Here is a 23,570-nt window from a genome sequence, read left to right as displayed (position 1 = left end):
ACACCGGGGCCGCCGGGGCGGCGGGTCAGAAGCCCCGGTCCGGGAAATCCAGTCCGAGCAGGGCGTTCTCGACCACCTCGGCCATCGCGGGATGGATCCAGTACTGGCGACGCGCGAGCTCGGGAACGGTGATCTCGAACTCCATTGCCTGGATGAGGATCTGGATGAGCGACGGCGAGTGGGCCCCCATGATGTGCGCCCCGAGGAGCAACCCCGTCGTGCGGTCCGCGATGAGCTTGCAGCACCCCAGCGAATCCTCCATGGCCCAGCCGTACGCCACGTCCCCGTAGTCCTGGACCTTGACCGTGACGTCGTACCCGGCCTCCCGGGCCTCGGCCTCGGTCAGTCCGACCGACGCGATCTGCGGCCAGGTGAACACCGCCCAGGGGACGTGTCGGTGGTTGAAGGCATGGAGATCGTCCGGGTGCCGCAGGTTGTGCCCGACCACCCGCTGCTCGTGGTTGGCGACATGCTTGAGCTGGTAGGGCGAGCTCACGTCGCCGAGGGCCCACACGCCGTCCGCGGTGGTGCGGCCGTACTCGTCGACCCGGACCAGCTCCCCGTCCATCGCCACGCCGGCGGTGTCGAGGCCGAGCAGATCGCCGTTGGGGATCCGGCCGGTCGCCACCAGGAGCGCGTCGCCGGAGCAGGTCGAACCGTCCTCGAAGGTGACCTCGACACCGCTCCGGTCCGCGCCGGTCGCGGTGATCGAGGTGATCTGCTGCCCGAGGCGGACGTCCCACCTCCGCCCGGCCTGGTCGGTGAACCGCTCCGCCAGTTCCCTGTCCACGTGCTTGAGCAGGACGTCCGACCGGCCGATCACGGTCACCTCGACGCCGAGAGCCGAGAACACGTGGGCGAACTCACAGGCGATGAAGCCGGAGCCCTGGATCACCATCGATCTGGGAAGCTCGGGGATCCGCATGACATCGTCGCTGGTGTAGTAGGCGACGTCGGCGTCGGTGACTATCCGGGGGATCGAGGGGCGGGCCCCCGCGGCGATCACCACGGAGTCGGCCGTGATGATCTCTCCGGTCCCCGTGTCGATGGTCCGCGGACCCACGAAGGCCGCGTGACCGTCGTACACGGTGACGTTGTCGCAGCGGGTGCGCCGGTAGTCCTCGCCGCTGGAGGCGATGGGGTCGATCCGACGGTCGAACACCCGGGAGACGATGTCGGGCCACCGGACGCCGTCGAGCGTCGAGTCGATCCCGTACGTGCTCGAGTGCGCGACGGAGACGGCGGTGTCGGCGGCGTAGACGAACATCTTGGTGGGGATGCAGCCGACGTTGAGGCAGGTCCCGCCGAAGGCTCCCTTCTCGCAGATCGCCACGGACTTGTCGGCGAACGACTCGTCGATCAACGAGTTTCCGCTGCCGGTGCCGATCACGATGAGGTCGAAATGCCGGGAGGGGGTCTGGGTCATTGTCGTCAGGACTCCTTGGTGTGGGGGGCGAGGATCTGGTCCAGCCAGTCGCCGAGATGCCGGAAGACCACCTCGAGCACGTCCGCGCGGGAGAGGAACACGTCGTGTCGGGCGCCGTCGACGGGGACGTCCGTGACCCGGTCCGAGACCCGGTCGGCGAAACGCTCCATCGAACGGACATCCAGGATCAGGTCGGTGTCGACGTCGAGCACCCCGTCCCCGCCGCGCGCGCCCACGGACGATGCGGTGGATCTCAGCAGGAGCACCGGTAGCGGGAGGTGGACCCCGGACTGGAGACTCTTCTGCGCCCGACGGACGGCCGCGAGCCACCCGGCCCGGACCCCGACCCCGCCCGGGGGTTTGAGTGCGGTGTCGAAGTGGAAATCCCCGTCGTGGTCGACGTGGGTGCTCACCACGTACCGGTCCGAGGTCTTCAGGGGCAGCCGGTAGTAGGGCCTGGCGGACCCCAGGGTGCGGATGACCGGGTCCAACAGTGGCCGGGCGCGGTCGGGGACGTCGAGCTGGAACCAGGGGGAGTTCAGAATCAGTCCCACGACGGGGTCCACCGAGCCCCGGTCGCGGCGCCGACCGAGCCACAGAGGCACCACCAGTCCGCCGGTCGAGTGCGCGGCCACGAGGACCGGCAGTCCGGGGTGATCGGCGGCGATCACGGCCAGTGACTGGTCCAGCTCGTCGTCGTATCTCTCCAGGTCGGTGGTGAAGTGAGGCGTCAGGCCGTCCCGCCTGGATCGTCCACACTTGCGCAGGTCCACGCCGTAGGTGGCGATGCCGCGATCGGCGAGGAAGTCGGCGAGATGTGTGTGGAAGAAGTAGTCGGACAGACCGTGGACCACCAGCATCGCGGCGACGGGCCGCGCCGGTGCGTCCTCGTGCCGCACGAGGGTGGCCGAGATCGGTCCCTCGCCGTCCGGATCGGTACCGAGTGGGAGCTCGCGGCGGCGGTAGGACGGGCCCAACAGGTCCGGGGTCCACTGCGCATCGGATCCGGTGGGGGCGACGGCATCGGGGGAGGGCGGAGACACGACGACCACCCTAGTCCGGTGTGCCGCGGGGGCAGACCGGTGAGTAGTCTTGGGATCCGGTGGACGCGGGGTCGCCGGACGGTCCCGTGTCGATTCCAATTCGGGTCCACGACCAAACAGCGAGGGTAACCGGTGACTGCAGACCAGGTGGCAAAGCACGGAACGACTGATGTGGCGCTCATCGGCGCGGGCACCATGAGCGCGACGCTCGGGGCTCTGTTGCGTCGCCTCCAGCCCGACTGGCAGATCGAGATCTTCGAGCGCCTCGAGGGCCCCGCGCTGGAGTCCTCCGACGCGTGGAACAACGCCGGCACCGGCCACTCCGCACTCTGCGAGCTGAACTACTCGCCCAAGACCGCCGACGGTGACGTGGACATCACCAAGGCCGTGAGCGTCAACGAGAAGTTCCAGGTCTCGCGGCAGTTCTGGTCCTATGCCGTGGAGAACACGATCCTCGGCGACCCGACGGAGTGGATCCGCCCGGTCCCGCACATGAGTTTCGTGGCCGGTGAGGCCGGGCAGGAGTACCTGCGGAAGCGGTATGACAGGCTCGCCGGCCACCCCCTGTTCCCCGGGATGGGTCACACCACCGACTTCGGAGAACTCGAGCGGCTGGTCCCGCTCATGGCCCGTGGCCGGTCCGCCGACCAGCCCTTCGCCCTCAGTCACTTCGAGAACGGCACCGACGTCAACTTCGGGGCACTCACCCGGCAGTTCGTCAAGTACCTCACCAGGACGGGCACCGAGGTCCACTACCAGAACCAGGTCAAGGATCTCGAGCGCAACACCGACGGCACCTGGCGGCTGACCGTGGCCAACCGCCACACCGGCGACGAGCGCACGGTCGATGCGAAGTTCGTCTTCGTCGGAGCCGGCGGAGGTGCCCTGCACCTGCTGCAGAAGTCGGGCATCCCGGAGATCAAGGGCATCGGCGGGTTCCCCGTGGGGGGCCAGTGGCTGCGCTGCACCAACCCCGACCTCGTCGACCAGCACCAGGCCAAGGTGTACAGCCAGGCGTCGGTCGGCGCGCCGCCGATGTCGGTTCCGCACCTCGACACGCGCGTGATCGACGGCAAGAAGGGGCTGCTCTTCGGCCCGTTCGCCGGCTGGACCCCCAAGTTCCTCAAGATGGGCAGCTTCATGGACCTGCCCTCGAGCATCCGTCCGGGCAATTTGCTGCCCATGGCCAACATCGGGCTCACCGAGATGGGCCTGGTCAAGTACCTCATCACCGAGCTCGCCAAGAATCACGGCGCGCGTGTCGAGACCCTCAGGGACTTCGTGCCGTCCGCGCAGGACGGCGAGTGGGAGAAGGTCGTCGCCGGCCAACGTGTCCAGGTGATCAAGCCCAACGGGCGCGGGGGGACCCTCGAGTTCGGTACCGCGGTGGTCAACGCCGCTGACGGCTCGATCGCGGGTCTGCTGGGGGCGTCCCCCGGTGCGTCCACGGCCGTCGACGCGATGGTCGATGTGCTGCAGCGCTGTTTCCCGAGCCGGTTCGCGGACTGGAAGCCCGCGCTCGAGGAGATGATCCCGTCCCTCGGTCGCGACCTGGCCGCGGAAGAGGGCCTGTTCGCCGAGCAGTTCGAGCGCTCGACCCGCACCCTCAAGCTCGATCAGAGGGCCTGACGGCGGGCCGGACCCCGCCCCGTACGAACCCTCATCCCCCGGTCGCCGCGTCGCTGTGGCCGGGGGATGACGCGTATCACAGTGCCTCGGGGCCGAGGCGGTCGCGGCCACCGACGGCGGATAGGATCGGCGGCATGATCCGGCCCGTGAACCCGTACCCCGTCGGCTTGGACCTCGAAGGCCGTCGGGTCGTGGTGATCGGCGGCGGATCGGTGGCCCAGCGGCGTATCCCGGTGCTCCTCGAGTCGGGTGCCGTCGTCCACCTGGTGAGTCCTGAGATCACGCCCACGTTGCAGGGACTGGTCGACTCCGGACGCATCCGGTGGGAGGCCCGTGAGTACCGGTCCGGCGACCTGGAGGGCGCCTGGTACGTGGTGGCGGCAACCAAGGACTCCCTGGTCAACGCCAGGGTCGCCGCCGAAGCCGAGCAGGATCGCACCTTCTGCGTGCGGTCGGACGCCGTCAACTCGGGCACCGCGGTGACGCCCGCCGTCGTCCGCCGCGACGAGATGGTGGTGGCGGTGCTCACCGGGGACCGCGCACGGACCGCCGAGGCCCGTGATGTGGTCGCCCGCGCTCTGAGCGACGCCGGCGCCGAGGCGCCGGAGGTCGAGGAGAGGCTGCGGGGGACGGTCGCGCTGGTCGGCGGGGGGCCGGGCGCCGACGACCTCATGACCGTGAGGGGCAGGCGTCTGCTCGCGCGCGCCGACGTCGTGGTGGCCGACCGGCTCGCCCCGCAGCGGCCGCTGGGGGAGCTGCGTTCGGACGTCGAGATCGTCGACGCGGCCAAGATCCCGTACGGGCGCTCGATGGCCCAGGACGCCATCAACCGGGTCCTCGTGGACCGCGCGAGGGAGGGCAAGTTCGTCGTCCGACTCAAGGGCGGCGACCCGTTCCTCTACGGGCGGGGATACGAGGAGGCCCACGCCTGCGCCGAGGCCGGGATCCCCTGCACCGTCGTCCCCGGGGTGTCCAGCGCGCTCAGCGTTCCCGCGCTCGCGGGGATCCCCGTGAGCAACCGCGGCATGACCCACGAGGTCACCATCGTCTCGGGTCACCTCCCGCCGGGGCACCCGGGCTCCCTCGTCGACTGGGAGGCCCTGGCCCGGATGCGGGGGACGCTGGTCGTGCTGATGGGCGTCAAGAACTCCCCGGCCATCGCCGACTCGCTCATGGCCGGTGGCCGATCGCCGGACACCCCCGCCGCGATCATCGTGGACGGCAGCCTCGACGGTCAGGTCACCCACCGGTGCACGGTCGGCACCATGGCCACCACGCTCACCGACCGCGGGGTCCGGCCGCCGGCGATAGTGGTTGTCGGCGAGGTCGCCGGACTCCCGCAGGTGCTGACCCGGGCCTGAATCCCGCCCTCGCGGTCCCGGGTCCTCTACTCGGGGCCCAGGTCCTGTCCTCGGGGGCCCGGGTCCTGACCACAGGGGCCCGCGTCCCCCTCAGGGGCCGGTCACCATCGTCAGGGTGGAGGGCGAGCTGTGTTCGAGGGTGTGCCCCGCCCGGCGGGCCACCCGCAGGAGCGCCTGTACGTCCGCCATCTCCGCCCGTGAGGTCGCCAGCGTCCTGGCGAGCAGCCCCTTGTGGTGCTTGGAGAAGTGGGACACCACCTTGCGGGTGCCGTCCGGGTACTCCGTGACGACGTCGACGGTGACGGCCCCCGGGACCGGCCCCAACTGGTGGTAGCCGCCCGAGCGGAGGTCGACCACGAGGTCGTCGGCCCAGCCCGAGGTGGCATCGGTGAGCGAGGGCTTCCACACCGCGCGGAGCGTTCCGAGTCCGGGCAGTCGCGTCCCCGCGGAGAGTCGGTAGTGGGGGATGGGGTCGTCGGCGGCGATCAGTCCGAAGAGCGCCGACCCGATCCACAGCCGCGATTCGGCGCGCGCCCGGGTGGCCCGGGTGAAGGAGGCCTGGTCCAACGCGTCGTAGAGCACTCCGGTGTACCGGCTCAGTGCCGGGGCGGTGGGGGAGGTCCACAGGCGTGCGTCGTGCGTCACCTCGTCGGCGAGCGCGTCGCTCAGGCCCAGCGCGCGTCGCGCACCCTCCGGGTCGTCGACACACATCGAGACCAGCGCCCCGGCCACCGTCTCCCGGGTGTCGGAGAGCGCGGGAAGGGACAGCGCGGCCAGATCGAGGGGGCCACCCGACCCGCCGACGGACTTGGTCTCGGAGGGCGAGAGGAGGATGCGCACCCGGCTGAGGCTACCGTCGCTCCGGTGGCGGGTCCCCGGGCGGCTACGCTTGACCACCGTGATCACGCGTCTGTCCCACCTCTTCCTGCGTACGCTCCGCGACGACCCGGCCGATGCCGAGGTCCTGAGCCACAAACTGCTGGTCCGTGCCGGCTACGTCCGGCGCGTCGCGCCCGGCGTGTACTCGTGGCTGCCGCTCGGCCTGCGCACCCTCCGGCGGATCGAGCAGGTGGTGCGAGAGGAGATGAACGCCTCCGGCGCCCAGGAGATCAGCCTGCCCGCGCTCCTGCCCCGCGAGCCCTACGAGACGACGGGCCGGTGGACCGAGTACGGATCGGCGTTGTTCCGTCTCAAGGACCGCAAGGGCAACGACATGCTCCTCGGCCCCACCCACGAGGAACTGTTCACACTCACGGTGCAGGGCGAGTACTCCTCGTACAAGGACCTGCCCGTCACCCTGTACCAGATCCAGTCCAAGTACCGGGACGAGGAGCGGCCCCGTGCCGGGATCCTCCGGGGCCGCGAGTTCACCATGAAGGACTCGTACTCCTTCGACCTCGACGACGCCGGTCTCGCACGCTCGTACCAGGTGCACCGGGAGACCTACCAGCGCATCTTCGACCGCCTGGGCATCGAGTACGTGATCTGCGCCGCCACCTCGGGAGCGATGGGCGGATCGGCGTCCGAGGAGTTCCTCGCGATCTCCGCGGCGGGGGAGGACACCTTCGTCCGGTCGACGGACGGGGAGTACGCGGCCAACGTCGAGGCCGTGGTGACCCCGGTACCGCCCGCCCGTCCGCTCGAGGGACTCCCCGAGCCCGTGGTTTACGACACCCCCGGGACGCCGACGATCGAGACCCTGGTCGAGTGGGCCAACGGAGCGGGCCTCGGGCGCCGGGTCACGGCGGCGGACACTCTCAAGAACGTGTTGTTCAAGGTCCGTGAGCCCGGCAAGGACTGGGAGCTGCTGGGCGTGGGGCTGCCCGGGGACCGCGAGGTCGACATGAAGCGCGTCGAGGCGGCGCTCGAGCCCGCCGAGGTGGCCGTGCTGGGCGAGGACGACTTCACGGCCAACCCGTTCCTCGTCAAGGGGTACATCGGTCCCGGGGCCCTGCTCGCGGGCGGGGTCCGGTACCTGGTGGACCCGAGGGTGATCGACGGGACCGCCTGGATCACCGGGGCCGACGAGCCGGGCAGACACGTCGTGGGCCTGGTCTGTGGCCGCGACTTCACCCCCGACGGCACGATCGAGGCCGCCGAGGTCAGGGAGGGCGACGAGGCCCCCGACGGCCACGGCACGCTCACCCTCGCGCGAGGGATCGAGATCGGTCACATCTTCCAGCTCGGCCGCAAGTACACCGACGCCTTCGGATTCGACGTCCTCGGCGAGAACGGCAAGCCCGCCCGGGTGACGATGGGGTCCTACGGCATCGGGGTGTCCCGGCTCGTCGCGGTGCTGGCCGAGCAGTACGCCGACGAGAAGGGCCTGGTGTGGCCGGCGGCCGCGGCTCCGGCCGACGTCCACGTGGTGATAGCCAACAAGGACGAGGCGGCGACCAGCGGAGCCGCGACGCTCGTCGAGGCTCTCGACCGGGCCCGCCTCGAGGTGCTCTTCGACGATCGCAAGGCCTCGCCGGGGGTGAAGTTCAAGGACGCCGAGTTGATCGGCGTCCCGTGGGTCGTCGTCGTGGGTCGGGGATGGTCGGAGGGGACGGTGGAGCTGCGCGAGCGCGCCACCGGGGAGATCACCCAGGTGCCGGTGGACGGAGCCGCGGACGAGATCCTCCGGCTCATCGGGGCCGGGCGCTAGTCCGTCAGGACGGGGGAGGGAACCCGGGCAGCGCCTCGAACGGCGCACCCGGCACCAGCGTCCGCCAGCGCTCCAGTTGGATCGAGGCGGCCGTGAGGGCGTCGAGGCAGAACCTCCGGATCTCCGTCGACCGCGCCGCCGCGATCTCCGTCCGCCACGCCACGCAGCAGTCCGACTCCAGCCGGATGGCCAGGAGCACGGGCGAGGTCGGGGTGTCGGGGGCCGTCAGATAGCCGACAGGCGCGGGAGGGGAGCCGGGCCACAGGGCCTCCGCGGCGTCCCTGCGGGCGCGGTGGGCGGCGAGCTCCCGCCGTACCGCCGCCTGGATACCGCTGTCCGCGCCGGCCAGCACGAGACCGTAGCCGAAGACGGCGGCGTCCTCGGACGCCAGCCCGGGTGGGGTGGTCATGCGAGCACCACCTCGACCGCCGTCGTGCAGGCGGCCGACACCGCGGCCGCGAGTGCGGAGCGCTCACCTCGAGCGGCCACGGCGACCTCCCCGGCTCGTCGGGCGTCGTCACGCAGTCGCGTGCGGACCTCCCCGATGGGAGGACAGATGGCGGGCGGGCCCGCCGCGGCCCCGTCCGAGGGTGTCTCCCCGGCGTCGGTGGGTCCGATCTCGGCGGAGAGCCGCTCGGCGTGCGTGCGGCGGGCGTCGGCCATCCGGTGGAGACGGGCGACGTCGTCCCCGTGAGAGGCGTCCGCGGCGGCGAACTCGCGGGCGTCGCGGGCAGCGGCCGCGGCCAACGGCACCAGGGGGTCCGGCTCGTCGTCGACCAGGGGCAGGGCGCAACCACCGGTGGCCGCCACTCCGGTGGCGACCGCCGTCACCGCGACGAACCGTCGGCGCGACACGGGGGTGGTGGAGGAAACGGGCACCCCGACATCCTGCCAGGGCCCGTCGGACGCCGGACCGGGGGCGGTACAGTGATCCGGCCCGTCCGCAATCCGGATCGGCACCCACCAGCAGCGACGCCAGGAGCAACGTGATCGTCCCCGAGCCCGACAGGGCCCATATCCGTAGAGCGGTCGCCGACCGTGGACTCGAACTCGAGGAGATCCGGGAGGATTCACGGGCCGCCGACTGGCACGTGACCGTGGTCGTCGACGGCGACTCCGGTGTCACACTGGACGATCTCGCGACGCTGTCCACCGACCTCGACGACCTCGCCGAACAGTGGGGTGGGCCCGACCGGGCCGTGACGTTCGAGGTGACGAGCCGCGGCGTGGACGCCCCGCTCGAGGCACCCAGGCACTGGAGGCGGGCGCGCGGACGTCAGGTCGACGTGAGTTACGTCGACGGTGTCACCGACCCCGCCCGCGGGCGGATCGGAGACCTCGACGAGGAGACGGGGACCGTACGTCTGGTCCGCAGGTCGGGTCGTGGGATGCGTGTGGACTCGGTACCGTTGGACGACGTGGCACGCGCTGTGATCCGGGTCGAGTTCCGGCCCGCTCCGGAGGACGAACTCGCCCTCCTGTCGGAGCCCGCGGACCCCGGACGTGGCGTGCGAGAAGGAGAAGACAGTTGAACATCGACATGGCGGCGCTGAACATGTTGTCCCAGGAGCGGGAGATCCCGCTGGACGACCTGGTGCGGACGCTGGAGAACGCACTGCTCACCGCGTACAAGCGCACCGATGACGCGCACCGCGTCGCGCGGATCCAACTCGACCGGAAGGCCGGGACCGTCGCGGTCATGGCGGCCGAGGTCGACGACGAGGGCAATCGGATCGGCGAGTTCGACGCCACCCCGTCCGATTTCGGCCGGGTGGCCGCGGCGACGGCCCGGCAGATCATCCTGCAACGCCTGCGCGAGGCCGAGACCGAGCGGATCTACGGCGACCTGGTCGCCCGTGAGGGCGAGGTGGTCAGCGGGGTCATCCAGTCGGATTCCCGTGCGAACGCGCGGGGGATCGTCGTCGTGCACATCGGGCCCGAGAACGGCGGTACCGAGGGCACCATCGCACCGGCCGAGCAGGTCCCGGGCGAGACCTACCAGCACGGCGACCGCATCAAGTGCCACGTCGTGGGGGTGCACAAGGGGCCGCACGGTGCCTCCGTCTCCCTGTCGCGAACCCACCCCGATCTCGTCCGTGGACTCTTCGCCCTGGAGGTACCGGAGATCGGTGACGGATCCGTCCGGATCTCGGCGATCGCCCGCGAGGCCGGACATCGGACCAAGATCGCCGTGGAGACGACGGTGTCGGGCCTCAACGCCAAGGGCGCCTGCATCGGGCCGAACGGCGCCCGGGTCCGGGCGGTGATGGCGGAACTCAACGGAGAGAAGATCGACATCGTCGACTTCGACGAGGACCCCACGGTGTTCGTGGGTAACGCGCTCTCTCCGGCGAAGGTCATCTCCGTGACCGTCGCGGACGCCGAGACGAGGGCTGCGCGCGTCGTGGTCCCCGATTACCAGCTCTCGTTGGCGATCGGCAAGGAGGGGCAGAACGCCCGCCTGGCCCACCGGCTGACGCAGTGGCGGATCGACATCCACAGCGACGCGGAGTGACGTCCGGCACGGTCGCGGTCCACGCGGTCGGGCGCGCCGTTAGTGTCGATAGTCAACGACCTGTAGACTCACCAGATGTCACAGTGACTTCACGTCCACCCACTCGCGTGGGAGGGACGGCGAGAAACCGAGGCGGCCTCATGCGGGTGCATCACGACCAGCAGAAGGGCCCGGCCGAGGTGCCGGGTCCGGTGAGGACCTGCGTCGGCTGTCGCCGCCGGGATTCCGATTCCCGGTTACTGCGGATCGTTCACGATCCGCGGGCGTCAGCCCTCTCGCCGGACCCCGACCGGCGAGCGGTCGGGCGGGGAGCCTGGGTGCACCGTGACGAGCGGTGCATCGCGACAGCACTCGACCGCAAGGCCTTCACCAGGTCCCTGCGGGTCGCCGGGAACGTGTCCCAGGATGCGATCTCGGAGGTGCTCGAGACGCTATCGTCGTGAGCACGAGACCACCCGTCGGCCGCATGGGCCGACCGGGGGAGCACAAGAGAAGGAACGGACCAGACACGATGAGCACACCGTGAAGTTCCAGCGATGAACGTCCATCGAATGTAGACCGAGGTCGCGCGGCCAGCCCTGCCGTGAAGACCTCGCAGTGAGGAGAGCAGTGGCAGGCAAGCCCCGGGTACACGAGCTGGCAAAAGAGTTCGGTATCACCAGTAAAGAACTTCTGACGAAACTCCGCGATCAGGGAGAGTTCGTCAAATCCGCATCGTCGACCCTCGAGGCCCCGGTGGTCCGACGTCTCCGTGCGTCGCACGCACCGTCCGACGGTGGAGTCGACTCCGCGCCGTCGAGCCCCGGCTCCGGTGGACCCGCGGCGCTGAAGCCCGGCGCGGCGCCCACGCCGGCCCCGGGCCCCCGACCGGGGGCGGATCCGCGCAAGGCGGCTCCGAAGCCCGCGGCCGACCGGCCCACCCCGGGCGCCAGGCCCGCGGCACCGGCCCCCAGGCCCGCGGCCGACCGGCCCACCCCGGGCGCCAGGCCCGCGGCACCGGCTCCCAAGCCGGCGCCCGAGCGTCCGGCCCCGGAGGCCTCTCCCAAGGCCCCGGCTGCGCCTGCGGCCTCCCGTCCGGCGCCCGGACCGCGTCCCGCGGGCCCGAAGCCGGGCCCCAAGGCCCCACGCGTCGGCAACAACCCGTTCTCGAGTGGCACCACTCCGGCGCCGCGTCCGCAGGGCGGTCCCCGCCCCGGCGGGCAGCGTCCGGCTCCCGGCCAGGGCGGTCCCCGTCCGGCCCCGGGGCAGGGTGGTCCCCGTCCGGCTCCCGGTCAGGGCGGTCCCCGTCCGGCGCAGCGTCCGGGCGCAGCGGGTCCGGGCGGACCCCGTCCCAGCCCCGGCCAGATGCCCGGGCAGGTCGCACGTCCCGCCGCGGGCCGCGGCAGGCCGGGAGGCCCCGGTGGTCGTCCGGGTGGCGGAGGTTTCCGTCCCGGTGGCGGCGGTGCCGGTGCCCCCGCAGCGGGTGGCGGCGGTTTCCGCGGTCGTCCGGGCGGCGGCGGAGGCAATCGTGGCCGCAGCGGCGCGGCCGGTGCGTTCGGCCGCCCCGGAGGCGCGCCCCGCAGGGGCCGCAAGTCCAAGCGGCAGAAGCGTCAGGAATACGACTCGATGCGGGCCCCCGAGGTCGGCGGCGTCCGGCTCCCCGACGGTCGTGGGCAGGTCCTGCGGCTGGCACAGGGTGCCTCGCTGAGCGACTTCGCGGACAAGATCGACGTCAACCCGTCGCAGCTGGTCCAGGCGCTGTTCAACCTCGGTGAGATGGTGACGGCCACGCAGTCCGTCACCCCGGAGACCCTTCAGCTCCTCGGCGAGGAGATGGGCTTCAAGGTCCAGGTCGTCAGTCCCGAGGACGAGGACCGCGAACTGCTCGACTCGTTCGACCTGTCGTTCGGCGAGGACGAGGGCGGGGAGGACGATCTCGAGATCCGTCCCGCTGTCGTCACCGTCATGGGTCACGTCGACCACGGCAAGACCCGGTTGCTCGACAGCATCCGGTCCGCGAAGGTCGGCGAGGGCGAGGCCGGCGGCATCACCCAGCACATCGGTGCCTACCAGGTCACCGTGCCGGTCGACGATATCGACCGGACGATCACCTTCATCGACACCCCGGGTCACGAGGCGTTCACCGCCATGCGTGCCCGCGGCGCCAAGTCGACGGACATCGCGATCATCGTGGTCGCGGCGGACGACGGCGTGATGCCGCAGACGGTCGAGGCGATCAACCACGCGCAGGCGGCCGACGTGCCGATCGTCGTGGCGGTCAACAAGATCGACAAGGAGGGCGCTCAGCCCGACAAGATCCGTGGCCAGATGACCGAGTACGGGCTCGTCCCGGAGGAGTACGGCGGCGACACCATGTTCGTCGACATCTCCGCGAAGCAGGGGCTCAACATCGAGTCGCTCCTCGAGGCGGTCGTCCTCACCGCGGACGCGTCGCTGGACCTGCGGGCCAACCCGGACATGGACGCGCAGGGCGTGGCCATCGAGGCGCACCTCGACCGCGGACGCGGTCCGGTCGCCACGGTGCTCATCCAGCGCGGAACGCTGCGGGTCGGCGACTCGATCGTGGCCGGCGACGCGTACGGGCGGGTTCGTCGCATGGTGGACGAGCACGGGGAGGACGTCGTGGAGGCGACCCCGTCCCGTCCGGTCCAGGTGATCGGCCTGACCAGCGTCTGTGGCGCAGGCGACACCCTGATGGTGGTCGAGGAGGACCGCACCGCACGGCAGATCGCGGACAAGCGAAACGCGCGCAAGCGCAACGCGCTCGCCGCTCGGTCCCGCCGGCGGATCAGCCTCGAGGATCTGGATTCGCATCTCAAGGAGACGAGCCAGCTCAACCTCATCATCAAGGGCGACAACTCCGGCACGGTCGAGGCCCTCGAAGAGGCCCTCATGGGTATCGAGATCGACGACGAGGTGCAGTTGCGTGTCATCGACCGCGGTGTCGGTGCGGTCACCGAGACCAACGTCAACCTGGCGGCCGCATCCGACGCTGTGATCATCGGGTTCAACGTCCGCGCGGAGGGCAAGTCGACAGAGCTGGCCAACCGCGAGGGCGTGGACATCCGGTACTACTCGATCATCTACCAGGCGATCGACGAGATCGAGAGTGCGCTCAAGGGCATGCTCAAGCCGATCTACGAGGAGAAGAAGCTCGGTCAGGCGGAGATCCGCCAGCTGTTCCGCTCCTCCAAGCTCGGCAACATCGCGGGTTGCATGGTCCTCGACGGGATCATCCGACGCAATGCCAAGGCCCGTCTCATCCGCGACGGCAAGGTCGTCGTCGAGGAGATGACCGTCTCGTCGCTGCGCCGCGAGAAGGACGACGCGACCGAGGTCCGCGAGGGCTTCGAGTGTGGTCTGACCGTGACGTACTCCGACATCAAGATCGGCGACGTCATCGAGACCTACGAGCTCGTCGAGAAGCCGCGCGACTGACGTCGACGGCGACACCCGTGGGGGCAGGTTCCGTGGTCTGCGGGCCTGCCCCCACGGCATTCTGGGTATCGAGCGGCCGCCCGGCGGCCGCACCACGTCAAGGAGGATCGCCATGGCCGGAAAGGGACGGGCCGGACGGCTCGGCAAACGGATCGGGGAGATCGTCGCGACGGCGATCGAGCACGAGATCAAGGATCCGCGTCTCGAGTTCATCACCATCACGGATTCGCGCATCACGGCGGATCTGAGGGTGGCCACCCTCTACTACACGGTCCGGGGGAAGACGCTCGACGAGGAACCCGACATCGCGGACGCGGGAGAGGCCCTGGCGAACGCACGGGGCCGGCTGCGGACGATGGTGGGCAAGCAGACGGGGGTCAAGTTCACTCCCGAGCTGACCTTCCGGCTGGATGCCGTACCGGATGCGGCGCGCCAGATGGAGGAGCTGCTCGCCAAGGCCCGCGCGCAGGACGAGGAGGTCCGACGCGTGGCGGAGGGTGCGCGGCCCGCGGGGGACGAGGACCCCTACCGCAAGGACGACGAGGTGGGGCAACCGGAGGACGACGACCGGTGACCACCCTGGTGGACGCGGGCGGCGCGGCCGAGGTCCTCGCGCGGCACCGTGAGGTGACCGTGCTGTGCCACGTCCGCCCCGACGCCGACGCCCTGGGGAGTTCCGCGGGCCTCGCCCGTGCACTGCGGGCAGACGGCGTCCTCGTCCACCAGTCGTTCGACCCGGGCACGGTCCCGGAGGCGCTCCGGGTGATCCCGGGCACGGAACACGTGGTGCCGATCGGCGAGGTGCCGGAGCACGACGGCCTGGTGGTGACGCTGGACTGCGCCAGCCCGGACCGGGTGGGCGACTGGGGGCGCCTGGCCCGCTCGGCGACCGAGGTCCTGGTGGTGGACCATCATCGTTCCAACCCGGGATTCGGGACTCATCTGCTGCTGGATCCCGAGGCGGCCTCCACCGCGACCCTGGTACTCGACGTGCTCGACGCCGGTCGCTACCCGGTCGACCCGGACCTCGCCACCAGTCTCTACGCCGGCCTCGTCACCGACACCGGGTCCTTCCGGTGGGGTGGGGCGGGTTCGCACGACACGGCCCGCCGACTGCTGGCGGCCGGGGCGGTGTCCCGGGAGCTCGGCTTCGCGCTCCTCGACGCCCACCCGTTCTCCTGGCTCCGCGTGTTGGGGGAGCTCCTGGGTACCGCCCGCCTCGACGCGGACGCGGCTGGAGGTCGGGGCGCGGTGTGGTTGACGGTCCCTCATGACGTCGTCGCGTCGGTCGACGAGGCCGACCTGGAGTCGCTCGTATCGCACCTCCAGGGGGTCCGGGAGGCGGAGGTGGCGGTGCTCGTCAAGGAGATCCGGCCGGGCGAGTGCGCGGTGTCGCTCCGCTCCCGAGGCGGCGACGGCGTGGACGTCTCGGCCGTGGCCTCGACCCTCGGCGGGGGCGGACACCCGGCGGCGGCCGGGTGCACCGTGAGCGGCGACCTCGGATCTGTCACGGCGAGGCTCAGTGAGCTCCTCGCCTGACCCGGGGCGCCGGTCCACTGCTCCGGACGTCGGAGTGGGTGAGATCGGGCGCCGCCTGTGGTCGATCGCGCTGCCGGTGCTTCCGGTGTTGGCGGCAGAGCCGATCTACCTGCTCGTCGACGGAATCGTCGTGGGCCGGCAGGGCCCGGAGGATCTCGCGGCGCTCGGGGTCGGCGCGCTCGTCCTGCTGGTGCTCGGGACCCAGATGAACTTCCTCTCGTACGGCACGACCGCCCGGGCGGCCCGACTGCACGGAGCCGGGCGACGTCCCGAGGCCGTGGCCGAGGGGGTGCAGGCGACCTGGATCGCGCTGTCGGTGGGTGTGGTCGTGGTGGCGGGCGTGCACGCGTCGCTGGGGCCGCTGACGCGCGTCCTGGCCGCCGATGCCGAGGTGGCGGCGGGCGCCGCGGACTGGCTGAGGGTGGCGGTGTGGGGGATCCCGTGCATCCTGGTCGCGTCCGCCGGACACGGGTGGATGCGGGGGGTGCAGCGATTCAGGACCCCTCTGGTCCTGGTGGCGGCGGGGATCGGTGTCTCCACCGTCGGCTGTGTGGTCCTGGTGCCCGGTCTCGGGCCCGCGCCCGCTCTGGGGTTGGTGGGGAGCGCCTGGTCCAACCTGGCGGGCCAGGTGATCATGGCCGGTGGATTCCTCGGCGCACTGGTGATGGAACACCGAGGCTCCCTGCGTCCGAGGTGGACCGTGATCACCCACCAGCTCCGTCTCGGGGTGGACCTGGTCATCCGCACCGCGTCCTTCCAGGTGACCTTCGCGGTGGCCACCACGGCCGCCGCGGCGGCGGGTGTCGACTCGCTCGCCGCGCACCACCTGGCCCAGCAGCTGTGGGCTCTGTACACCCTCGTCCTCGATTCGGTCGCGATCGCGGCGCAGTCGCTCGTCGGTGCGGCGTTGGGTGCCGGGCTGGCCGCCCACGGCCGAGCTCTGGCCCGTGCGGTGGTCGTGTGGTCGGTGGGCCTGGGTGTCGGGCTCGCGGTGGTCACGGTGCTCTTCCGCTCGCCGATGGCGACCCTCCTGTCCGGTGACGCCGAGGTCGCGGGCCGACTCGTCGTGGCGTTGACCGGGATGGCGATCGTGGTGGTCCCGGCCGCCCTGGTGTTCGGGCTCGACGGAGTGCTCCTGGGCGCGGGGGATGCCGCGTACCTCCGCACCAGCACGGTCGTCGCGGCTCTCGTCGGCTTCCTCCCGGTACTCCTGGCGACGAGACACTTCGGGTGGGGACTCGCCGGCATCTGGTGGGGGATGGGCGTGTTCGTGGCGATGCGACTCATCGCGGTCGTCGTACGGGTCCGCGGTGACCGCTGGGTGGTCCTGGGCGCGGAGACCCCGGTCCGTCGGGCCCCCGAGGGGGCCCCGGCGTGACGGGCCGACCGAGTCTGCGCGCGGTGTCCGACCTGCACGTCGGGCACCGGGGCAACGCGCACGTCATCGACGACATCCGGCCCGTACATCCGGGGGACTGGCTGATCGTGGCCGGAGACGTGGCGGAGAAGACCGACCACGTGGTCGGCGCGCTGGAACGCCTGGCCGACCGGTTCGAGCGGGTGATCTGGGTACCGGGGAACCACGAGTTGTGGATCGCCTCCGACGACGACGGGATCACCTCCACCACCAAGTACGACCGCCTGGTGGACGCCTGCCGCTCGATCGGGGTGGACACCCCCGAGGACCCCTACCCGCTGTGGACCGGTCCGGGAGGCCCGGCGTGGGTCGTGCCGATGTTCCTGCTCTACGACTACTCGTGGACCCGCTCACCCGGCCAGTCCCGGGCATCGGCACTCGCGGGGGCGAGGGAGCGACGGGTGGTGGCGTCCGACGAGTTCCTCATCGATCCCGCCCCGTACCCGGACGCCGCCGCCTGGTGTGCCGCCCGGCTGGTGGCCACGACCACCAGACTGGCGGCCCTGGACCCGGCGCACCCCACCGTGTTGGTGAACCACTGGCCCCTGCTGCGCGCGCCCACCGAGGTCCTGCGGCATCCCGATTTCGCGCTGTGGTGCGGCACCGACCAGACAGCGGACTGGCACCGCCGCTACCGGGCCACGGCGAGCGTCTACGGGCACCTGCACATCCCGCGCACCACCGTCCACGACTCGGTCCGGTTCGAGGAGGTCTCGCTGGGGTACCCGCGCGAGTGGGCGGCCCGCGGCCGCCCCGACCCACTCGCCCGTCAGATCCTCCCCGTCCCCGACCACCCCCAGGTGAGGTGGATCCGGGACCGGGACGGGTTGCCGAGGATCGCCCGGCCCGGTGAGGACGGACCCGACCTGGAGGAGGAACGGTGATCAGGGACGTACTGCCGGACGACGTGGTGGCCGTGGCGTTCGACGAACTCGGCATGACCGATTCGGCGGCGCTGGCCGCCATGTACCCCGTCGAGGTCGAGCAGATCGGCAGGGCGGTGGAGAGCCGCCGGATCGAGTTCGCCGCGGCGCGGGCCTGTGCGCGCGAGGCGATGAGCCGCCTGGGCGTGCCCCCCGGGCCGATCACCCGGGGTGGCAGGGGGATGCCGGTCTGGCCCCCGGGTGTGGTGGGCACGCTCACCCACACCGGCGGTCTGCGGGCGGCGGCGGTGGCGTCGGCCGAGCGGGTCCGGTCGCTCGGACTCGACGTCGAACCTCACGGGCCGCTGTCGGAGGGGGTGCTCGAGGCGGTCTCGTTGCCCGAGGAGGCGGCGTGGGTGCGCGCGGCCCGCGGGGATCAGGGGGCGGTCCACTGGGACCGCCTGCTGTTCACGGCCAAGGAGGCCACCTACAAGGCGTGGTACCCGCTCACGCGGCGGTGGCTGGGCTTCTCCGACGCCCACATCACGCTCACACCCACGGAGGTCGACGGCGCGTCCTCCTCTGGCGTGCTGAGGTCGCGGATCCTCGTCGACCCGCGGGCCGCGGACGGCGGGCCCGACCTGGTGGAGCTCCACGGTCGGTGGGCGGTGCGGGACGGCTACGTCGCCTCGGCGATCGTGCTGCGTCCGGGCGGTGGGGGATAGCGTGTCCGGCGTGACCCCGCGCAGACCCGACCCCCGCCCCGCCCCCGCCCCGGGACTCGTCGTCGTGGACAAACCGGGCGGCATGACCAGCCACGACGTCGTCGGGAGACTGCGCCGGTACTTCGGCACCCGCAAGGTGGGGCACGCCGGCACCCTCGACCCGATGGCGACCGGCGTCCTGGTGGTGGGGATCGAGAGGGCCACCAAGCTCCTGGGCCTGCTCGCGCTGGAGACCAAGACCTATGAGGCCACCATCCGGCTCGGCGAGACCACCACCACCGACGACGCGGAGGGCGAGACCACCGCGCGGGTCGACGCCTCCGCCGTGACCGACGCGGCGATCGACGCCGGGGTCGCCGCGCTGACCGGGGAGATCGACCAGGTCCCGTCCTCGGTGAGCGCGATCAAGGTGGACGGTCGACGCGCCTACGACCGGGTGCGGGCCGGGGAGGACGTCCGGCTCGACGCGCGGACGGTGACCGTGTCGCGATTCGAGGTCCTCGAGCGCACGCGCTCCGGGGAGGTGGTGGACCTCGTCGTCGTCGTCGACTGTTCGACCGGCACCTACATCCGGGCGCTGGCGCGCGACCTCGGTGCCGCGCTCGGCGTGGGGGGTCATCTCACCGCGCTGCGGCGCACGTGCGTCGGCCCGTTCGGACTGGACGTCGCCCGGACACTCGGGGAACTCGAGGAGGATCCACGGTTGTCCCTGGACCTCGACGCCGCCGCGCTGACCGCCTTCCCCCGCCGGGACGTCGACGCGGACGAGGCCGAGGGGTTGCGACACGGACGGTGGCTGGCGGCCCGCGGCGACGCCGGGGTGGTCGCCGCCGTGGGACCGGACGGACGGGTCGCCGCCCTGGTCTCCGAGTCCGGGCAGCGCGCGGCTCCGGTCGTGGTCATGCGCCCGGCGGGCCTGTGAGACCCGGGCGTAAGGTGGTCGCCGTGCAGCTGTGGCGGACGTTCGACGAGATCGTGATCCCCGACGGCGGGACCTCCGTCGCACTCGGGGTGTTCGACGGACTCCATCGAGGTCACCGGGGTCTGGTGGAGCACGCGGTGGGTACCGGACGCGAGTCGGGGGCGAGCCCGGTGCTGGTGACGTTCGACCCGCACCCCGTCGAGGTGATCAGACCCGGTACGCATCCGCTCGTGCTCACCCCCCTGGAGCGACGCGCCGAACTGGCCGGCGACCTCGGGGTCCATGCCGTCTTCGCCCTGCCCTTCGACACCGACATGGCCTCGTGGGAACCCGACGAGTTCATCGACCGCGTGCTGGTGCGGGGGTTGCGGAGCCGCTCCGTCACCGTGGGCAGCAACTTCTCGTTCGGCCGACGCGCGGCGGGTACCCCGGAGACGCTGCGCGAGCTGGGCGCCGAGCGGGGCATCGACGTCCGGGTGATGGATCTGCTGGAATCCGGGGGGGAGCCGGTGTCCTCCTCCCGGATCCGGCGTCTGCTCGCGGAGTCCGACGTCGCCGGCGCGGCCGCGATCCTCGGCCGTCCCCATCGCGTGTCCGGGATCGTCGTGCACGGAGCCGGGCGTGGTGGACGCGACCTCGGGTACCCGACGGCCAACCTGGATCTGCCGGAGTACACGGCAGTGCCCGTCGACGGCGTCTACGCGGGGTGGTTCGCCCTCCTCGACGATCACGAGGTAGACGGGTCGATCCAGCCCGGTCGGCGCTACCCGGCCGCGATCTCCGTGGGGACCAATCCGACGTTCGGGGACGCGGCGCGCAGCGTCGAGGCGTTCGTCCTGGACGAGTCGGCGGACCTCTACGGGCGGGTGGCGGCCGTCGACTTCGTCGACCACGTCCGTGACATGGAGAAGTTCTCCTCGGTCGACGAGCTCCTCGTGGCCATGGACCGGGACGTCGCCAGGACCAGGGCCGTTCTCGACGCCGGCGCCGACCGCCGCTGATCATCGATTGGGGCGCCGGTGCCCTCCACTGGTAACGTCTCCTGTCGGCCCTCCTGCGGTCCGCGGCGGCGGGGTCATTCATTTTCGCGGACTGGAACAACCAGGAGACACCCATGGCGATGACCACCGAAGAGAAGAAGGCCGTACTGGCCGAGTACGGGATCCACGAGACCGACACCGGTTCGCCCGAGGCCCAGGTCGCGCTGCTCACCAAGCGGATCAGCCAGCTGACCGAGCACCTCAAGAGCCACCAGCATGACCACCACTCGCGTCGCGGTCTGCTCCTGATGGTCGGCCGTCGTCGTCGTCTCCTCAAGTACATCGCCAAGGTCGACATCGCGCGCTACCGCTCGCTCATCGAGCGCCTCGGCCTGCGTCGCTGAGCGGACCCCGCCCGCACCCCCACTGTTCCCCGTCCTCGAAGAGGGCGGGGAACAGTGCTGTACGGGGGCGGTGTCCGCGCGTCCCCCGGTGACCCGGGGTGTTGTCCCTGGTAGCCTGATCACGGCCGGTGCGCACGTACCGGGTGTCGACAGGTCCGATTGACGGTCCTCGGTAGTGGCTGCCGGAACCGCGGGTGCCCCGGGACGGGGCGCCGGTTCCGGCCGCTTCGATCGAAGACCGAAGTCGAACCGGGATTCCCTGACGTGTGACCCGGCGGGCCCGGCGGAGACGTCTCCGCCGTGAGGCCCCCAGTCACCGACAGGACAGGACTACACATGCCAGAGATCACGGCCGTCGAGGTCGAAGACGGTGTCTTCGAGACCGTCGCGACCATCGACAACGGCGACTTCGGTCGCCGCGAGGTGCGATTCGAGACCGGACGCCTTGCCAAGCAGGCCGCCGGGGCCGTCGTCGCGTACCTCGACGACGACACCATGATGCTGTCCGCCACCACGGCGGGCAAGCACCCCAAGGAGCACTTCGACTTCTTCCCCCTGACGGTGGACGTCGAGGAGCGGATGTACGCCGCGGGTCGCATCCCGGGCTCGTTCTTCCGCCGCGAGGGTCGGCCGAGTACCGACGCCATCCTCACGTGTCGCCTCATCGACCGTCCGCTGCGCCCCACCTTCGCGGACGGGGTCCGCAACGAGGTCCAGGTCGTGGTGACCATCATGAGCCTGGACCCCAAGGACCTCTACGACGTCGTGGCGATCAACGCCGCGTCCGCCTCCACGCAGCTGTCCGGCCTCCCGTTCTCGGGTCCGGTCGGAGGCGTGCGGATCGCGCTCATCCCCACCGCCGCCCGCCCCGAGGGGCAGTGGGTCGCCTTCCCCACCGTCGAGCAGCTCTCCGAGGCGGTCTTCGACATGGTCGTGGCCGGTCGCGTCGTGGGCTCCGGTGATACCGCCGACGTCGCCATCATGATGGTCGAGGCCGAGGCCACCGACACCGTCATCGAGAAGATCGCGGGTGGCGCGCAGGCTCCCACCGAGGACGTCGTGGCGCAGGGTCTCGAGGCGGCCAAGCCGTTCATCTCCGAGCTGTGCGCCGCGCAGCAGGCACTGGCCACCGCGGCCCCGTCCGAGGCCCGGGAGTTCCCGCTCTTCCCGCCCTACCAGGAGGACGCGTTCACCGCGGTCTCCGAGGTGGCCGAGGCCAAGCTCGGTGAGATCATGTCGATCGCGGACAAGCAGGAGCGCGACGGGGCGACCGACCAGCTCAAGGCCGAGGTGCTCGACTCGCTCTCGGAGCGGTTCTCCGGTCGGGTCGGGGAGCTCGGTGCCGCGTTCAAGTCGCTCACCAAGAAGATCGTCCGGAAGCGGATTCTCACGGACCACTTCCGCATCGACGGCCGCGGCATCAGGGACATCCGCGCGTTGTCCGCCGAGGTCGAGGTCATCCCACGGGCCCACGGTTCCGCCCTGTTCGAGCGGGGTGAGACCCAGATCCTCGGGGTCACCACGCTCGACATGGTCAAGATGGCCCAGCAGATCGACTCGCTCGGTCCGGAGACCAGCAAGCGCTACATGCACCACTACAACTTCCCGCCGTACTCCACCGGCGAGACCGGTCGCGTGGGGTCGCCCAAGCGTCGTGAGATCGGCCACGGGGCGCTCGCCGAGCGTGCGCTCATGCCGGTCCTGCCGAGCGTCGAGGAGTTCCCGTACGCGATCCGGCAGGTCTCCGAGGCGCTCAGCTCCAACGGCTCCACCTCGATGGGGTCCGTCTGCGCCTCCACCCTGTCGCTGCTCAACGCCGGTGTGCCGCTCAAGGCCCCCGTCGCGGGTATCGCGATGGGCCTGGTCTCCGACGAGGTCGACGGTGAGACCCGCTACGTGGCCCTCACCGACATCCTCGGTGCCGAGGACGCGTTCGGCGACATGGACTTCAAGGTCGCCGGCACGGGCATGTTCGTCACCGCGCTGCAGCTCGACACCAAGCTCGACGGCATCCCGTCCGAGGTCCTGGCCGGCGCGCTCACCCAGGCCCGCGAGGCCCGGCTGACCATCCTCGACGTGATGGCCGAGGCGATCGACGAGCCGGACGAGCTCAGCCCGTTCGCGCCCCGCATCATCGCGATCAAGGTCCCGGTCGACAAGATCGGTGAGGTCATCGGGCCCAAGGGCAAGATGATCAACTCGATCACCGAGGAGACCGGCGCGTCCGTCTCGATCGAGGACGACGGCACCGTGTACATCGGGGCCACGGACGGCGAGTCCGCGCAGGCCGCGATCGACAAGATCAACGCCATCGCCAACCCGCAGCTGCCCAAGGTCGGCGAGCGGTTCCTCGGCACGGTCGTCAAGACCGCCCCGTTCGGCGCCTTCCTCTCGCTGCTGCCCGGCCGCGACGGCCTGGTGCACATCTCCAAGCTGGGCCAGGGCAAGCGGGTCGGCAAGGTCGAGGACGTCGTGAACGTGGGCGACAAGATGCAGGTCGAGATCGCGGACATCGACAACCGCGGCAAGATCAGCCTCGTGCCCGTCGGCGACGAGTCCGCCGCGGCGGCATCGCCTGCCGACGCCGAGGGCGACGACAACTGATACACCGCCGGGGCGGGAACGCGCACCCCGGCACCTCACGAGGCACGCACCCCG

21 protein-coding genes are annotated in these 23,570 nt (G+C 71.2%); 16 read left to right on the top strand and 5 right to left on the bottom strand.

Annotated features, from left to right (window positions below):
• Positions 1-25: 25 nt before the first annotated feature.
• Positions 26-1,426 (bottom strand): mycothione reductase, encoded by a 1,401-nt coding sequence (gene mtr, locus ABD250_RS00860; protein WP_182658143.1) that lies wholly within the window; start codon positions 1,424-1,426, stop codon positions 26-28.
• A gap of 5 nt (positions 1,427-1,431) precedes the next feature.
• Positions 1,432-2,469, bottom strand: coding sequence for an alpha/beta hydrolase (locus ABD250_RS00855; protein WP_338404143.1), 1,038 nt, complete (start codon positions 2,467-2,469; stop codon positions 1,432-1,434).
• Positions 2,470-2,601: 132 nt separating this feature from the next.
• On the opposite strand from ABD250_RS00855, the gene mqo reads away from it, so the two are divergent.
• Complete coding sequence (gene mqo, locus ABD250_RS00850; protein WP_259843961.1) at positions 2,602-4,098, top strand: malate dehydrogenase (quinone); 1,497 nt, start codon at positions 2,602-2,604, stop codon at positions 4,096-4,098.
• Between the two features lie 134 nt (positions 4,099-4,232).
• Positions 4,233-5,459 (top strand): uroporphyrinogen-III C-methyltransferase, encoded by a 1,227-nt coding sequence (cobA, locus tag ABD250_RS00845; RefSeq protein ID WP_179525443.1) that lies wholly within the window; start codon positions 4,233-4,235, stop codon positions 5,457-5,459.
• A gap of 90 nt (positions 5,460-5,549) precedes the next feature.
• On the opposite strand, the gene ABD250_RS00840 is transcribed toward cobA, so the two are convergent.
• On the bottom strand, positions 5,550-6,299 hold the full coding sequence (locus ABD250_RS00840; protein ID WP_182617663.1) for a YaaA family protein: 750 nt from the start codon (positions 6,297-6,299) through the stop codon (positions 5,550-5,552).
• Between the two features lie 58 nt (positions 6,300-6,357).
• Here ABD250_RS00840 and ABD250_RS00835 point away from each other — a divergent pair, with 58 nt between their 5' ends.
• Complete coding sequence (locus ABD250_RS00835; protein ID WP_182658750.1) at positions 6,358-8,109, top strand: proline--tRNA ligase; 1,752 nt, start codon at positions 6,358-6,360, stop codon at positions 8,107-8,109.
• A 4-nt stretch (positions 8,110-8,113) separates the two neighbouring features.
• On the opposite strand, the gene ABD250_RS00830 is transcribed toward ABD250_RS00835, so the two are convergent.
• Both ABD250_RS00830 and ABD250_RS00825 read right to left on the bottom strand, forming a co-directional pair.
• A complete protein-coding gene (locus ABD250_RS00830; RefSeq protein WP_344389978.1) occupies positions 8,114-8,518 on the bottom strand; it encodes a DUF4439 domain-containing protein in 405 nt (134 codons plus the stop codon).
• On the bottom strand, positions 8,515-8,988 hold the full coding sequence (locus ABD250_RS00825) for a hypothetical protein (RefSeq protein ID WP_344389975.1): 474 nt from the start codon (positions 8,986-8,988) through the stop codon (positions 8,515-8,517). The genes ABD250_RS00830 and ABD250_RS00825 overlap by 4 nt, the downstream gene beginning before the upstream one ends.
• Positions 8,989-9,095: 107 nt before the next feature.
• Between ABD250_RS00825 and ABD250_RS00820 the strand changes: the two genes are divergently transcribed.
• The 13 genes from ABD250_RS00820 to ABD250_RS00760 all read left to right on the top strand — a co-directional run bounded on the left by ABD250_RS00820 (position 9,096) and on the right by ABD250_RS00760 (position 23,516).
• Positions 9,096-9,641, top strand: a complete 546-nt coding sequence (locus ABD250_RS00820; protein ID WP_182659560.1) for a ribosome maturation protein RimP — start codon at positions 9,096-9,098, stop codon at positions 9,639-9,641.
• Positions 9,638-10,624, top strand: coding sequence for a transcription termination factor NusA (nusA, locus tag ABD250_RS00815; protein ID WP_179525437.1), 987 nt, complete (start codon positions 9,638-9,640; stop codon positions 10,622-10,624). Before ABD250_RS00820 ends, nusA begins: the two co-directional genes overlap by 4 nt.
• 140 nt (positions 10,625-10,764) lie before the next feature.
• Complete coding sequence (locus tag ABD250_RS00810) at positions 10,765-11,067, top strand: YlxR family protein (RefSeq protein ID WP_182610233.1); 303 nt, start codon at positions 10,765-10,767, stop codon at positions 11,065-11,067.
• A 166-nt stretch (positions 11,068-11,233) separates the two neighbouring features.
• Positions 11,234-14,062 (top strand): translation initiation factor IF-2, encoded by a 2,829-nt coding sequence (gene infB / locus ABD250_RS00805; protein ID WP_344389967.1) that lies wholly within the window; start codon positions 11,234-11,236, stop codon positions 14,060-14,062.
• 112 nt (positions 14,063-14,174) lie between these two features.
• Positions 14,175-14,636: a 30S ribosome-binding factor RbfA gene (rbfA, locus tag ABD250_RS00800; protein ID WP_182658985.1), complete on the top strand. Its 462-nt coding sequence runs from the start codon at positions 14,175-14,177 to the stop codon at positions 14,634-14,636.
• Positions 14,633-15,601: a DHH family phosphoesterase gene (locus ABD250_RS00795; RefSeq protein WP_182658984.1), complete on the top strand. Its 969-nt coding sequence runs from the start codon at positions 14,633-14,635 to the stop codon at positions 15,599-15,601. The genes rbfA and ABD250_RS00795 overlap by 4 nt, the downstream gene beginning before the upstream one ends.
• 34 nt (positions 15,602-15,635) lie before the next feature.
• Positions 15,636-16,979, top strand: a complete 1,344-nt coding sequence (locus ABD250_RS00790; protein ID WP_182658983.1) for an MATE family efflux transporter — start codon at positions 15,636-15,638, stop codon at positions 16,977-16,979.
• The gene (locus tag ABD250_RS00785; protein WP_182658982.1) at positions 16,976-17,902 is read left to right on the top strand and encodes a metallophosphoesterase; all 927 of its coding nucleotides are present in this window, start codon (positions 16,976-16,978) and stop codon (positions 17,900-17,902) included. Before ABD250_RS00790 ends, ABD250_RS00785 begins: the two co-directional genes overlap by 4 nt.
• Entirely contained in the window at positions 17,899-18,606 is a 708-nt protein-coding gene (locus ABD250_RS00780) for a 4'-phosphopantetheinyl transferase family protein (RefSeq protein WP_182658981.1), read from the top strand. The genes ABD250_RS00785 and ABD250_RS00780 overlap by 4 nt, the downstream gene beginning before the upstream one ends.
• Positions 18,607-18,616: 10 nt before the next feature.
• Positions 18,617-19,528, top strand: coding sequence for a tRNA pseudouridine(55) synthase TruB (gene truB, locus ABD250_RS00775; RefSeq protein WP_179525430.1), 912 nt, complete (start codon positions 18,617-18,619; stop codon positions 19,526-19,528).
• Positions 19,529-19,551: 23 nt separating this feature from the next.
• A complete protein-coding gene (locus tag ABD250_RS00770; RefSeq protein WP_182609304.1) occupies positions 19,552-20,529 on the top strand; it encodes a bifunctional riboflavin kinase/FAD synthetase in 978 nt (325 codons plus the stop codon).
• A gap of 113 nt (positions 20,530-20,642) precedes the next feature.
• Positions 20,643-20,912, top strand: a complete 270-nt coding sequence (rpsO, locus tag ABD250_RS00765) for a 30S ribosomal protein S15 (protein WP_107747462.1) — start codon at positions 20,643-20,645, stop codon at positions 20,910-20,912.
• A 336-nt stretch (positions 20,913-21,248) separates the two neighbouring features.
• Entirely contained in the window at positions 21,249-23,516 is a 2,268-nt protein-coding gene (locus ABD250_RS00760; protein WP_182609303.1) for a polyribonucleotide nucleotidyltransferase, read from the top strand.
• Positions 23,517-23,570: the final 54 nt, after the last annotated feature.

It is taken from the genome of Dietzia cercidiphylli (assembly GCF_039531545.1).
Classification (GTDB): domain Bacteria; phylum Actinomycetota; class Actinomycetes; order Mycobacteriales; family Mycobacteriaceae; genus Dietzia; species Dietzia natronolimnaea.
Note: the sequence above shows the minus strand (reverse complement) of the source record. Positions and strands in the feature narration are given on the sequence as shown.

What these genes read in the sequence shown, in the direction of transcription:
- mtr (WP_182658143.1), bottom strand. Translation starts at nt 1,426, where the DNA reads ATGACCCAGACCCCCTCCCGGCATTTCGACCTCATCGTGATCGGCACC.
- cobA (WP_179525443.1), top strand. Translation starts at nt 4,233, where the DNA reads ATGATCCGGCCCGTGAACCCGTACCCCGTCGGCTTGGACCTCGAAGGC.
- ABD250_RS00830 (WP_344389978.1), bottom strand. Translation starts at nt 8,518, where the DNA reads ATGACCACCCCACCCGGGCTGGCGTCCGAGGACGCCGCCGTCTTCGGC.
- ABD250_RS00810 (WP_182610233.1), top strand. Translation starts at nt 10,765, where the DNA reads ATGCGGGTGCATCACGACCAGCAGAAGGGCCCGGCCGAGGTGCCGGGT.
- rbfA (WP_182658985.1), top strand. Translation starts at nt 14,175, where the DNA reads ATGGCCGGAAAGGGACGGGCCGGACGGCTCGGCAAACGGATCGGGGAG.
- rpsO (WP_107747462.1), top strand. Translation starts at nt 20,643, where the DNA reads ATGGCGATGACCACCGAAGAGAAGAAGGCCGTACTGGCCGAGTACGGG.
- ABD250_RS00760 (WP_182609303.1), top strand. Translation starts at nt 21,249, where the DNA reads ATGCCAGAGATCACGGCCGTCGAGGTCGAAGACGGTGTCTTCGAGACC.